Source organism: Tunturiibacter gelidiferens (genome assembly GCF_051013345.1).
Taxonomy (GTDB): Bacteria; Acidobacteriota; Terriglobia; order Terriglobales; family Acidobacteriaceae; genus Edaphobacter; species Edaphobacter gelidiferens_A.
Window position 1 is genome coordinate 4218629 of sequence record NZ_CP132939.1, and the last position, 12803, is coordinate 4231431.

Annotated in this window: 14 protein-coding genes and 1 pseudogene; 5 read left to right on the plus strand and 10 right to left on the minus strand. The window is 56.9% G+C overall.

Translation table 11 applies throughout. From position 1 onward, the window contains the following. Window positions 1–19: 19 nt before the first annotated feature. Complete coding sequence (locus RBB80_RS21170; protein ID WP_433964360.1) at window positions 20–1204, plus strand: IS91 family transposase; 1185 nt, start codon at window positions 20–22, stop codon at window positions 1202–1204. Between the two features lie 393 nt (window positions 1205–1597). Here RBB80_RS21170 and RBB80_RS21175 read toward each other — a convergent pair whose 3' ends face one another. The 3 genes from RBB80_RS21175 to RBB80_RS21185 all read right to left on the minus strand — a co-directional run bounded on the left by RBB80_RS21175 (window position 1598) and on the right by RBB80_RS21185 (window position 4219). Further along, complete coding sequence (locus RBB80_RS21175) at window positions 1598–2089, minus strand: hypothetical protein (protein ID WP_433964361.1); 492 nt, start codon at window positions 2087–2089, stop codon at window positions 1598–1600. 554 nt (window positions 2090–2643) lie between these two features. After that, a complete protein-coding gene (locus tag RBB80_RS21180) occupies window positions 2644–3192 on the minus strand; it encodes a hypothetical protein (protein ID WP_433964362.1) in 549 nt (182 codons plus the stop codon). A 562-nt stretch (window positions 3193–3754) separates the two neighbouring features. Further along, window positions 3755–4219: an Imm32 family immunity protein gene (locus RBB80_RS21185; RefSeq protein ID WP_433964363.1), complete on the minus strand. Its 465-nt coding sequence runs from the start codon at window positions 4217–4219 to the stop codon at window positions 3755–3757. Window positions 4220–4254: 35 nt separating this feature from the next. Here RBB80_RS21185 and RBB80_RS21190 point away from each other — a divergent pair. From RBB80_RS21190 to RBB80_RS21200, 3 genes and pseudogenes are all read left to right on the plus strand, one after another. Continuing rightward, window positions 4255–4422, plus strand: a pseudogene (locus RBB80_RS21190) (phage integrase N-terminal SAM-like domain-containing protein); the annotation flags it as partial. Between the two features lie 142 nt (window positions 4423–4564). Continuing rightward, window positions 4565–5128 (plus strand): tyrosine-type recombinase/integrase, encoded by a 564-nt coding sequence (locus RBB80_RS21195; protein WP_433964364.1) that lies wholly within the window; start codon window positions 4565–4567, stop codon window positions 5126–5128. Next, complete coding sequence (locus tag RBB80_RS21200) at window positions 5125–6309, plus strand: IS91 family transposase (RefSeq protein ID WP_433964365.1); 1185 nt, start codon at window positions 5125–5127, stop codon at window positions 6307–6309. Before RBB80_RS21195 ends, RBB80_RS21200 begins: the two co-directional genes overlap by 4 nt. A gap of 448 nt (window positions 6310–6757) precedes the next feature. On the opposite strand, the gene RBB80_RS21205 is transcribed toward RBB80_RS21200, so the two are convergent. From RBB80_RS21205 to RBB80_RS21235, 7 genes are all read right to left on the minus strand, one after another. Next, on the minus strand, window positions 6758–7771 hold the full coding sequence (locus RBB80_RS21205) for an Lnb N-terminal periplasmic domain-containing protein (protein WP_433964366.1): 1014 nt from the start codon (window positions 7769–7771) through the stop codon (window positions 6758–6760). A 221-nt stretch (window positions 7772–7992) separates the two neighbouring features. Then, the gene (locus RBB80_RS21210) at window positions 7993–8469 is read right to left on the minus strand and encodes a hypothetical protein (protein ID WP_433964367.1); all 477 of its coding nucleotides are present in this window, start codon (window positions 8467–8469) and stop codon (window positions 7993–7995) included. 184 nt (window positions 8470–8653) lie between these two features. After that, the gene (locus RBB80_RS21215) at window positions 8654–9352 is read right to left on the minus strand and encodes an IS30 family transposase (RefSeq protein ID WP_433964368.1); all 699 of its coding nucleotides are present in this window, start codon (window positions 9350–9352) and stop codon (window positions 8654–8656) included. Then, window positions 9247–9699 (minus strand): transposase, encoded by a 453-nt coding sequence (locus tag RBB80_RS21220; protein WP_433964369.1) that lies wholly within the window; start codon window positions 9697–9699, stop codon window positions 9247–9249. Before RBB80_RS21220 ends, RBB80_RS21215 begins: the two co-directional genes overlap by 106 nt. Window positions 9700–9726: 27 nt before the next feature. After that, window positions 9727–10257: a hypothetical protein gene (locus RBB80_RS21225; RefSeq protein ID WP_433964370.1), complete on the minus strand. Its 531-nt coding sequence runs from the start codon at window positions 10255–10257 to the stop codon at window positions 9727–9729. 744 nt (window positions 10258–11001) lie between these two features. Next, a complete protein-coding gene (locus tag RBB80_RS21230; RefSeq protein WP_433964371.1) occupies window positions 11002–11721 on the minus strand; it encodes an integrase core domain-containing protein in 720 nt (239 codons plus the stop codon). After that, window positions 11722–12165, minus strand: coding sequence for a helix-turn-helix domain-containing protein (locus RBB80_RS21235; protein ID WP_433964372.1), 444 nt, complete (start codon window positions 12163–12165; stop codon window positions 11722–11724). Window positions 12166–12477: 312 nt separating this feature from the next. Here RBB80_RS21235 and RBB80_RS21240 point away from each other — a divergent pair, with 312 nt between their 5' ends. Beyond that, window positions 12478–12684, plus strand: a complete 207-nt coding sequence (locus tag RBB80_RS21240; RefSeq protein WP_433964373.1) for a hypothetical protein — start codon at window positions 12478–12480, stop codon at window positions 12682–12684. Window positions 12685–12803 lie beyond the last annotated feature (119 nt).

A 12803-nucleotide genomic window follows, 5' to 3' on the forward strand; every position in this document is an offset into this window, starting at 1 on the left:
ACGGGAGGCTCAGCAAGAGATGAATCGGCCCACCCTCGAGGTGGCCGACATCGTCCGCACAGTGGGCAACAGCTTTTGGGAGAAGTACGGATCGCGCCTTGCATGGCCGCATCGCAAGGTGCTCGATGCCATCGTCCGTTGCCGCACGACGGCACTGGGAGGGCATCTCGATCAGTGCGTCCGCTGTGGCCATCAGGCCATCTCATATAACTCATGCCGCAACCGGCACTGCCCCAGGTGCCAGGGCAACGCGCGTGCCAGGTGGCTGGCCGCGCGTTCCTCGGAGCTGTTGCCCGTGCCTTACTTCCATATCGTCTTCACCCTGCCCCACGAGTTCTCCGCGCTCATCCTCCAGAACAAGCGGCTGCTCTATGACCTGCTGTTCCGCACCAGTGCCGCGACGTTGCTTGAAGTTGCTCGTGATCCCGAGTACTTCGGCGCGGAGATAGGGTTCCTCGGCGTGCTCCATACCTGGGGACAGAACCTCCAGCATCATGCCCACATCCATTACATCGTTCCCGCTGGTGGTTTGAGCCTCGACGGTTCCAGATGGATCGATTCGTCGCACCGATTCTTTCTGCCCGTCAAGGCACTCAGCAAGATCTTCCGCGAGAAGTTCTGTGACCAACTCCGTGAGCTGTTCCAACACGACAGGCTGCAGTTTCATGGATCGCTTCAGCAACTCGCCTTGCCTGAGGCCTTCAGCCACTTTCTCTGGGAACTCGGCCACAAGGACTGGGTCGTCTATGCCAAGCCGCCCTTCGGCGGTGCCGACCATGTTCTCAACTACCTGGCCCGCTACACCCATCGCGTCGCCATCTCCAACCATCGCCTGGTGGCTTTCGAAAACCAGCGCGTCTCCTTCCGTTGGAAGGACTATGCCCACGGCAGCAAGAACAAAATCATGACCGTTCCCGCCGATGAGTTCCTGCGCCGATATCTGCTTCACGTTCTACCTAAAGGCCTGGTCCGCATCCGCCACTTCGGCCTGTTCGCCAACCGCTGCCGTGCTGCTTCGCTCCAACGCTGCCGCTCGCTACTCGGTTCAGAACCACGCCTCGATCAGTCCGTGACTGCTGCCAGCCAGCCACCATGCCCCGTCTGCTCCGGGCCCATGATGATGGTTCAACGCATCACGCCTCAGGATCTGCGCTACGCTCTGATCCCCATCCGGCAACCGCCGCGTGCGCTCGACAGCTCCTGAACCTGCACCGACAACTGACTGCTCCATGACCCGCTCGAACTCCAGCCCGATCGTCCCGCTCATCCGTGTTCCCGCACGCCACGCCTCAGCACGTCTTCTTTACCAGCTTCGCCCCCCGCCACCGCCCTACGCGCCACACCGAACACTGCGCTCACAGTCCCAGCCGCATCGAAGTGTGGCGGCACCCGCCCTCAGACGCCCACGCCTCGACTGCACCAGCGATCCCGCGTGATTAAAATCCCATAGCAACCCACCGCATCCACCACGCCAGAGGCTCACTTCAAACGGTTCTATCGTAACCGCCCCACAGAGCCACGCCCATGCCACTCCCCCACAGGGCGGTCACGATAGAACACTAACGTTTTGGAGGAATGCCTATTGAACGACTGATGTTTATTCGCCTTCCACTGCAATGATCCAGATAGCCAGCGTTCCCAACCCGCAGAGCGGAGCGTGCCATTGGAGCGAGTTTTTCCGCCAGATTCCCCCGAGTGCGAAGAGACAGCCAGCAAGAGACAAAATGAAGCCCCAGCGCATGATTCTCATCAAGGTTGGATCGTAGAACCCGAACGGATGAAAACGCGCAAACGCCCAAGTAGCAAGAGCAAGGAGAGCAGAAATCGTTGATAGAACTAAACCTGTAAGCGAGAGTCTCGAAGAGGTCATTCCATTTTCCTTGCGCTTAGCCCATCTAATCCAGCCCCAGATAAGGATCACGGGTGTGGCGAATGCAGCAAGACTAAGGAACAGAATTATTGCTTGGACGGCGCGGCTCATGAAATCACCTGTTGCCGATGAGTATATGGATTCAAAGTTGATTCCTGCGAAGTCCGGTTTTGACCAAGTTCGCCGGGCCAGCGGGTTCGACGGGTTGAACTTGGTCAAATCTCCGTTTCAAGGACTTGTCATTTCTAGCGAATCCAAGTGTGCAAGAGGAGCATGAGCCACAGAAGCCCATAGAACGACAACTCCCCAAGTATCCAAAACACTTCTCTCCAACGGCTAGACGTGACCTCATAGGTAGCCCTAAAACGGTTGGCCTCGTTTTGGATCGACAGTAGACCGTCATCGCCATATGTCGGCTTATTCCACCATGAGATGCGATTGCTTATTGCCTTTAGGGCTATTCCTAGAACAACCAAATGACAGAGCGCCTCGAGGCAAAACGCAAATGCCACGAATGAATATGGGCTCCCAGGTGGCCCGCTCGCGAAGTCTGGCCACAACTTGAGCAGAATCACATGCAGACACGCCCAACCAAAAATCAAGGAGACAATCAGTCTGTTCCGCGGTGAAAAGAGAAAGTGCATTTGCATTAAGCGTAATTGGTGGCCGGGTCTCCCGAAAAGTCGGGTTTTGAGCAACTTCGCGTTGGCGCGTCTCGGGGGCCGGGTGAACTTGCCACAAACCCTGTCTGCTGGAACTTGATTACTCAATGGTCATCGAATTTGAACCTCAAAGCTTTGGACCATCCTCATGAATACGGGGTAATTGCTAAGCGTCTCAAGTGGAGTCCCCCGGTTGTTGCCGCTGAACTCAATCGAAAAGGTCCGAGAGCCAGCTACCACGTAGACCGCTTCCATCTCGGTCCCGCCCGCTGCGCTGTTTAGATAGCGCACTCTGAGAGCGGCCTTTCCGTTCAGCTCGAATCTGTGTTGGCTGCTTCGTGGATTGAGATTAGCCGTCCTCTCCACTTCCGAGAACCAAGCATCGAGGCCCACATTACCTGGCTTGTCTCTGAGAGGAGATACCATCACGGACCCATTGAGGTCCGCGCCTTCATGTGGCATGAAGTCTACAAACACCCCTGGAGCCCTTGGGTCGGGACAGCCTCTACAACTCCCTGTATCCCACTCAGCAGGGTAGTCAATCCGCCATCCGGCGCGATTCGAGAAAACCTTCCAATTGGCAATCTTTGCGGTGATTATCCCAGAGAACAGCATAAGGACGAAGGTTGTCGCCGCGATCAAACGATACTGTGAGTTCATCTCGACATTATGCCCCCGACCAGCTTGTACGCTGTGGATCTGAAATTCCCGGGAAGTCACGTTTGCGGCAAGTTCAAGATCGTAGTTGCCTGTAACCCCGTTTTGCTGGAGCTTCGGTTGGTTACACTGACGACACCATAGAGGGAACAGGCGTGAACAGCGGGACACACCTTCAGCGTTGGGTATTCGGATTGCTCGTCGCAGCCTTCGCGCTTTACTGCGATAAGGCATCACTCGGAACCTCCAGAAGCCTCTGCCAGCAGATCCTCTGGAATCTGGTTGTGGTGGGCGAATTTCTCATAGAACTGAGGCCAACCCTGAGAAGAACCAGAGCCGCTTGTATTGCTCTCGCAATGTTTTGTCTTCATTGCTTGGCGATGTACCGCTATAGGGCTGCGTTTCCGTTCGACTCGTCGCTGATCTTGATGCTCTGTGCCATCCTTGAATGCGTAATGTTCATGATTGTCTATCTGCGGCTATGTCAGTGCGTCGATCCTCAGGGGCCATTCGGGTTGACCGCAGCAGAAGAGCAAGCCCGCAGCAAAAGACGAGTTCGACTTTTCTAGCGAAGAGGCTCTGGTTTCGAATTGCTCACACCGATGGCGATAATCTCAGGCTTGTCCGCATCGAAGTCTTCGTAGATGTGGACATGGTAGCCGTCCCTGTAATCGCTCATGCCGATCTGGATCAGGAGCTTTCCCAGAGCAACCAAACCGGCGCTGTTGCCCGAGATGAATGGCGAATCCCCACCCTCCACAACCTGAAGGACTTCATCCCCCGTGTAAAAGTCGCTTGTCATGCCGTCCCAGCGTTGTCCGGTAGACTTCGCCGAGCCATCTTCAAACTCAAAAAAAATTGCTTTTTCATGTTTCGACGGTAATTGAAGGATGGCGTTCCCGCAAAGTCTGGTTTGCGGCAAGTTCAAAATCGTAGTTTCCGCTAACCCCGTTTGAACTAAACCGCTGGCGTGGTGGACGCTGCATTTGTGGCGGGCAGAGATTAGCTTTCGCGGCATGATCTGAGTCATAGGAGGTACTTCTTATGACTCAGCTCAGAGACCGGATGCTCGAAGAACTCGAACGTCGCAACTATTCCCCTGGAACCGCAAAAGCCTACTTGTTTGCGGTCAAGCAGTTTGCCGAACACTTTGATCGTGCTCCCGATCAGCTTGGTGCAGAGCATATCCGGGAGTACCAGCTCTACCTGTTTCGTGAGCGGAAGCTGGCTGCGAAGACGGTGGCGCAGCGAGTGGCCGCGCTGCGGTTCTTCTACGTCAAGACGCTCAAGCGACATCACATGCTGGAGCACCTGCCGTTTCCCCGCTTGCCGGAGAGGCTCCCGACCGTGCTCAGCCGGGAGGAGGGTCGGCGGGTTGCTGGCCGCCTCCGCCAACCGGCTGCACCGCACCATGCTGATGACGTTGTTCTCGACCGGAGTTCGCCGGACCGAGCTATGCCAGTTGAAGACCTCGGACATCGACAGCAAGCGCATGGTGGTTCATGTGCGTCAGGGCAAGGGCAGGCGCGACCGCGATGTCCCGCTCAGCCCGGCGCTGCTGGAAGAACTGCGCGGCTACTGGCGATGGATGAAGCCGAAGACCTACCTGTTTCCGGGTGTGGTCGATGGTTGGCGAGCCGATGTGCCCATCAGTGACAAGACGGTCTGGTTCGCCTGCCAGAGTGTCGCGCGGGCTGCCGGGATCGAAAAGCACATCTCCCCCATTGCCTGCGCCACAGCTACGCGACTCACTTGCTTGAAGCAGGGATGGACCTGCGCACGATCCAGGTGCTGCTCGGCCATGCTTCGCTCGATCACACCACCGTCTATCTCCACCTCTCCCGGCGGCATATGGACGCAGTCCCGAACCCGCTCGATACCCTTCACGATCACAGCCTCTGCTGAGAGCCGCAGAGACGGGAGGCTCAGCAAGAGATGAATCGGCCCACCCTCGAGGTGGCCGACATCGTCCGCACAGTGGGCAACAGCTTTTGGGAGAAGTACGGATCGCGCCTTGCATGGCCGCATCGCAAGGTGCTCGATGCCATCGTCCGTTGCCGCACGACGGCACTGGGAGGGCATCTCGATCAGTGCGTCCGCTGTGGCCATCAGGCCATCTCATATAACTCATGCCGCAACCGGCACTGCCCCAGGTGCCAGGGCAACGCGCGGGCCAGGTGGCTGGCCGCGCGTTCCTCGGAGCTGTTGCCTGTGCCTTACTTCCACATCGTCTTCACCCTGCCCCACGAGTTCTCCGCTCTCATCCTGCAGAACAAGCGTCTGCTCTATGACCTGCTCTTCCGCGCCAGCGCCGCTTCGCTGCTCGAACTTGCCCGCGACCCCCAACACCTCGGCGCGGACATAGGGTTCCTCGGCGTGCTCCATACCTGGGGGCAGAACCTCCAGCATCATCCCCATGTCCACTACATCGTTCCCGCTGGAGGCCTTGCCCCCGATGGTTCCAGATGGATAGATTCCTCGCGGCGTTTCTTCCTGCCCGTCAAGGCACTCAGCAAAATCTTCCGCGACAAGTTCTGCGACCAACTCCGTGAGTTGTTCCAACAGGACAGACTTCAGTTCCACAACTCACTCGAGCAGCTTGCCTCCCCTGGCAGCTTCAGCCACTTACTCTGGCAACTCGGCCGAAAGGACTGGGTCGTCTACGCCAAGCCGCCCTTCGGCGGTGCTGAAAATGTTCTCAACTATCTGGCCCGTTATACCCATCGCGTCGCCATCTCCAACCATCGCCTCGTGGCTTGCGAGAACCATCGCGTCTCCTTCCGCTGGCGAGACTATGCTCACGGCGGCAAGAACAAGGTCATGACCGTTCCCGCCGAGGAGTTTCTGCGCCGCTTTCTCATCCATGTTCTGCCCAAAGGCCTGGTCCGCATCCGCCACTTCGGCCTCTTCGCCAACCGCCGCCGCGCTGCTTCGCTCCAACGCTGCCGCTCGCTGCTCGGCATGCAACCATGCGTCGGTCGGGCCGCCACTGCTGCCAGCCAGCCGCCATGTCCCCTCTGCTCCGGTCCCATGATGGTGGTGGAACGCATCACGGCTCAACAACTGCGCTACGCGCTGATACCCATCAGGCAACCGGCGTATGCGCTCGACAGCTCCTGAACCTGCACTGAGAACTGCTGCCCCATGACCTGCTGCAACTCCATTCCGAACCCTTCCGCGCATGCGTGGTCCCGCACGCAACACTCTGCTGCGCCTTCTTCACCAGCTTCGACCCGCAGCCATGCCCGCACCCCTCACGCCCAGCTCTGCGCTCCCAGCCTCAGGCCCATCGAAACGCCACGGCGCCTGCCCCAAAACGTCCACACCTCGACGCCACAACCGATCCCGCCTGATTGAAATCCCATAGCAACCCACCGCATCCACCACCCCAGCGGCTCACTTCAAACGGTTCTATCGTAACTGCCACACAGAGCCGCGCCCCTCCCACTCCCGTCCCACGGCAGTCACGATAGAACACTAACGTTTTTGATGAGTTTGATTGGCGAGCTTACTTCTTGGCTGGTGCCTGCTCTTTTAGCTGCTTCAGCTCTTGTTCAAATATTCGCTTTTAGTATCCGACGCGCCCTACTCGAATCAGCTTGGAGAAATCCGGAGAGTCGCCCGCCACGTGTGCCGCGGAGTTAATGTGTGCTTGCTCCTTCAACTGCGGAAAGGTAAGTCCGCCGGTCACCAGCCGCCCGCGGTTGTACATCAGCTGATCCATCGAGCCATTCAGGATCAGTTGAATGCTGCCGCCCTGCGGATTCCCGGTCACATCGGCAAGCTGCTTGTCGACCGTCGATGTGCAGTTCCGGGTCAGTTCGTTGTACCACTCCGGGTTGTCCTTCAGATTGTTCATGTAATTGACGTAAACCATTAACATCGCGCGAGCGACCGCCGACGTCACCTGGACGCGGTAGAGATACACATCTTCTTCCGGATCCTTGCGGTAGTTCGTGCGCAGCCGAATCACGTCGCCCTCATCCGCCGCGACAACGATCAGCCCAAACTGCCGGTAGAATCCGCGAAACAGCGAGTAGGACTGGCCCGGTCGGTAGCGCGCCTCAATCGAGAACGCAAGGTGCTGGTCTCCGAAATCAAAGCTGATCATCGGGTGGCTGGCAAACTTGATCCCCCAGTTATCCAGGAAGAAGTCAACACCGCGGAGTTGCGATAGGTCGTAGGCGCGGTCGCTCCAGCAGTCCGAGTAGTCCTTGTCCGTGCGGTACTTGCAGTCGCGGACGTTATGCACCGTCATCTGGTCGCCATGAATCTCCGCCCACGCATTTCGCGAAAGATCCGCTTCCCACGGAGGGTCGTTGGTTGGTTTCAGGGACAACCACCACACCAGCACCACCACGCAACAGGCTACGCAGGCAGCCATACGCAGCCAGACTCCCCTCACGCCAAACAGAGCCCCCAACACAGCCACAGTGAAGAGCACAGCGGCGGGAATCCGCAACCAAACGTGTCGAACGTCGAAGCATAGCGCCGCGAACGCCCACACCATGAAGATCGAGACGGCCAGCCACCCCAGAAATTCGGCGATGACTCGCACAATGATCGGCCATTTGGGTTTCAAGTTTTTATCCCTCATCGAACTCCAATCCACCAGTTCGCCGTATATTGGTCAACTTACCCTGCCAAGATATAAACTCACAGTTTGAACGCCCGGGGAACATAATTCTTCGAAGGGCCTGAAAAGTCGCATTATCGGCAAGTTCGCGGCCGAGGTCCCCGGTTACACACCCATCACACGCCACCTACTGGACGTGGTTCAGCCATATCGCCAGATGTGTGTTCTCACTCGCTATCTAATGACCAAAGCCTATGCATCATGGCGAACAGGAAGGCGGCGCTCAGCCCGAATAAGAGCCACCCGTTCAGCGCCTCCATTGCGCCCATGAGGTGCCAGCGGTCTTCCAGCTGCAGGTTCGCGTGGCCATAGCTTGTAATCGCGTTCAGCGAGTAAAGCATTGCTACCTGATAATCCGGCAAGGCTTTGAGAAATCGATACACAAGCGCCCAGAGAGCGGCCTCCATTCCGTGCAGGGCCGCCGCCGACAAGGTCATGCCAGAGGTGATCGTGAGCATCATGATCCTGTGGTGGCGGCGAAGAACGGGATGGCTGAGAGCCCGAAGCGCCGTCTGCCTTACCATCCATAGGCCCGACGTGTGGATGAGGACAGTCAGCACGATCAATAGCAATCCCCATGCCCATTCGGCCACCCACGTAGAGTGCTCCGTCATAAAAAAGCTGGAAACGCATCGGACGATCATGATTAACGCCCTCCGTCAATCGAGCTCTTGACGACCGCCCTATGGCAGCCAACTCTGGCTGCGTCTCTTGGAATTGCCGTTTGGGTGAGCAGCTTCGTTCGTCGAACGTCAGCTTCGTCATTGGCGTCCTGAATTCACCCTTCCATGTGCGCTGCCAGTCTACCTCCCTGAAAGTCAGGCGGGCTCAACTGGTCGATGCAACACTGGCTTGCAGTTTACTGGCCGGCGTTTCAAAGCCCAAGGTCTTTCGCGGGCGTTGATTCAGGCGCAGAGCGACCTTGTTAAGATCGGCTTGAGAGTAGACGGACAAGTCGGTCTTCTTAGGGAAGTACTGTCTTAATAGGCCGTTGGTATTTTCATTGGTGCCGCGTTGCCAGGGACTCTGCGGATCGCAGAAGTAGACTTTGACATTGGTGTCCACCGTGAAGCTTTTGTGTTTGGCCATCTCGTGCCCCCGATCCCACGTCAACGAGCGCCGCACGGTCGCGGGGAGTTTACGCACATGCTTGCTCAGCGCGGCGACGACCGTCGTTGTATCTTTGCTGGGCACTTTGACCAGCATGGTGAAACACGAATGTCGTTCCACCAGGGTTGCGATATGACTGTTTTTGCTGCCTGCGAGCAGATCGCCCTCCCAATGACCGGGAATAGCGCGGTCTTCAACCTCGGCAGGTCTTTCCCTAATAGAGATGGCATCGACGATCTGACCTCGAGACTGTCCCGCAGCCCGCGAGTGCCGTGAGCGACGTATCGACCTCTTGCACCGCAGATGTTGAACTAGCTCTTTTTCAGCACTCCGCGGGCCTGGATGAATAAGCTGCGGTAGATGGTTTCGTGGGACACGCGCATGCTCTCGTTGTTGGAATAGTGGACTTTCAGCCATTTCGAAATCTGTTCCGGCGACCAGTCCAGGATCAGTTTACTGGCCACGATCGTCCGCAATGTCTCATGGTTCGCAAGAAGATACACCTTGGGTCGCAGAGCTGACTCCCAGGCCTGATGATCGGCTTCACTGGCTCGATAGAGTGGCCGGCCGCCATGACGCGCCACCTCCCGGCTTACTGTCGACACAGGCCGCTGTAACCCTTTAGCGATCTCACGAATCGACGAACCGGATGCAATTCCACGTGAGATGTCTTCCCGCTCGTCCAGCGTGAGCGTTCGCAGCGAGCGCCGACGAACCGGAGGTGCTATCCCCCGCGCTTCGATAACAAGAACTGAATGGACCAATGGTCCTTGCCAAAGGCCCGGCCAATCTCATGTAACGACTCTCCTGCTTTCCAACGACGCCACATCTCCGTCCTCTGCTCCGCTGAAAGCCTGTTCCGTTTTCCTTGTGCCATAAACACCACCTTTAGAAAATGAATTCAATATCAGATGGTGTTGCATCGACCGGTTGAGACCACCCACAATTTCGGCAAGTTCGTCACGAAGTTGCCGAAAATCGTTCTTCGGGATCTTCGAAGGAATATCCTTACGGACTGCAGGGTACGTCGCCATAGGTGATAGATCAGCTTGGGCATGATATAGAACCCGGCAGCGACCAGGAACAGGACTGACAATAGCAAAGATGAGTTTGTTGGTGTCTAAGTACACATGAAAAGTCTTGTATGGCTTGCAATCGTTCTTATGAATTCGGGTGCCTGGTGTCAGCAGGTCAAACCGAGTGAACGTCTTGTAGATCATTTTCAGGTGGAAGGTGCATCCAGACTCGCAGCTCTTGCTAAGCTTGGAGCGATAACGAACACCACGTTGCTCGTAGAAGCAGGAAGCCTGGCTTTTCTGCAAGCTCCAGTGGCAATGACAGTTGACCACACCACGGTGGCCATAGTGATTCGCGGAATACTTCGTGGACTCGACTCATACAAGATTCGCGATGAGGGAGCCCTGCTCATTCTCTCGACACCAGGCCCACCAAATCGCATACTCAATCTCCCATTAGGAGCCTTCACGTTTACAGGCCATTCTGTTTCGTCCCTACATCCTCTCCTGGCGTATTCCATTCGTCGCGCCACTGGATGTAATCCTCAAGGCTATGGTTGGGCTGGACCTCCAATGGATCTAGATATTCCACCCATTCAGCTTGCACAAGCCACGCTTGAACAGATAATCGCGAGGGTGGCTGACGCGTCAGAAGCTTCCATGTGGGTCGTTGGACCAGAACCAAGCTTAGATGGCTGCATCGATAATCCTGCCTCTCGCTGGCAAGTTGGTTTGTACGGATTTGGCCGTGGCTTTGCCGGGTGTGGAACACCTTTCCGCGAGTCGGTTGGACCGTCGCTTGTGGTGGATCTCGTACCAAGGCGAGACTCTAAAACTGAGTGCACCGGTATTCAGCTTCCGAATCCAGTACCAAGCCTTTCACCCACTCACCCATGAAACGTTGACCGTTCAACTACTCCCCGCCCTCATCTCTGCCACTGCTTCCTGGATGGCCTGCTCGGACACGCCATGAGCCTCAGGCTGAACTCCTCGATTGTCGCCAAGCCGGAAGTTACTCTCCCACCCGTCGTTTCCGATCTCAGACTAAGGCTAAGGCAGCGCTCTCACGGGTCTGAATCTCAACTCCGTCACGTCCAACTCGCCGAGTTCGATCTCTCGAAAGTAAACCCTGAAAATCTCCTCATCCATCTCCTCGAAGCCGAGATCTTCGAAGGAGAAGACCTGGCTGATGAACACACGGTCTTTGTGCCAGCTGATATCGCCACTAGTGTTGACCCTTCTGGTCTGAAAGCCTCTTGGGTAAGTGAACGGCGTGAGTACTCTTGGAAACATGATTGAGCTGCGCTGGTACAGGCTTGCGGGCGTCTCGTTGTTCAGTCCCTCATGCGGTCGCTCATGGTTGAAGATCTGCCGGAAGCGATCGAACTTCTTCTGTTGTAGCCTGAGCGTGAGCGCTGGCGGTTTCGTCGTGTCTTCCTTTAGGGTCCGGTGCATCCGTTCGTGTCGGCCGTTCTGCTGCGGTCTGCCTGGCTGAATGCGTTCATGCACGATACCCATCTTCGTCCAGCTAAGAGAAAGCTTGGACAGGCCGAGCAAGCCGGTCCCAGCAAACGGAGCCCCGTTGTCCGTGCGGATCCGAGCCGGCATGCCGTACTCGCGCATTGCTGCTTCGCAGACAGCAACGACCTGGCTCAGGTCCATGCGTGATACTGTCTGGCATCGGATGAGGTAACGGCTGTGTGCGTCGGTGATGGTAAAAGGATCACACCTGGTGCCATCACCTGTGCTGAAGTAGCCCTTGAAATCCATTCACCAAAGCTGATTTGGTGCGGTGACCTCAGAGAACGGCTCCGAGCAAGGAGTCGTCCTGCGCTTCTTCTGCTTGGGATTAGTTAGGCCGGCTCTGTGCAGGATGTTGCCGAAGGTGCTTGCTGCCGGCCAGTTCACACGAGGTTGAACCTTCTCCAAGCGTGCCTTTAGCTTCCGTGCTCCCCAACTCGGGTGCTTGCTCCGAAGCGCTAGGATCGCGTTCTCGGTGGCCTCTGAAGTTGCGTGAGAGCACCCGTGTGGCTTACAACTCCGGTCCAGAAGCCCCTCCGGACCAACTTCCTTGTAGCGGTTGATCCAACGATAGCCCGTTGGCCGTGACACCCCAAACTCACGGCAAAGATCCGATAGAGACATCTCCTTCTGTTGGTAACTCGACAGGAACTGCAGGCGTTGATCCACGATACGACTCTCTTTCCAGGGCATACCGCATCATCGTGCGGCCGACCAAGCCTAGGAACCATCGGGGTTCCACCTCCCTGTAACGCATGTGCTTGGTCTGTTTTGTAACGCAAGTGCTAAGTACGCTCAGAGGCTCCGCCTCTGGCGCGCGCAAGAGGCACCCTAATCTTCCGCGCTTCGCTTGTGCAGACCTCCGCTTCGCTCCGCCCTCTCCACTCCATTCCGAGGGTAGGGAACCCTCCTCTTGCACTTGCCGCCTCCGCTGGCGTGGGCCAGGGCCAAGGCGTGTTTGTTAGCAAACACAGCACGGCCATTCAAAAACGGAGGAACTACCCCATGAGCAGCACAACAGCAAATCCCTATCGCATCAGCTTGACCGAAATGCTGAAACAAGAAGGACGCACCTTTGAGGCTATGGCCGAAGAGGTGATGTTTGGCGACGCGAACGCACTTGCGCTTTGTACGGAGCATTGCGAGGTAGAACCAGACGGCACATGCCCCCACGGTTGCCCCTCCTTCATGCGAGCTGCAGGCACCATCTAGCAACGACCCTACCAACGCACCATACCACCCGAAGGAGAGAAAACCCGATGAGCTACACCGCTACCTATTCCCCGAAGACAACAAACTCCGCCTCTACTCCACAACCCGCCTCGACAGCG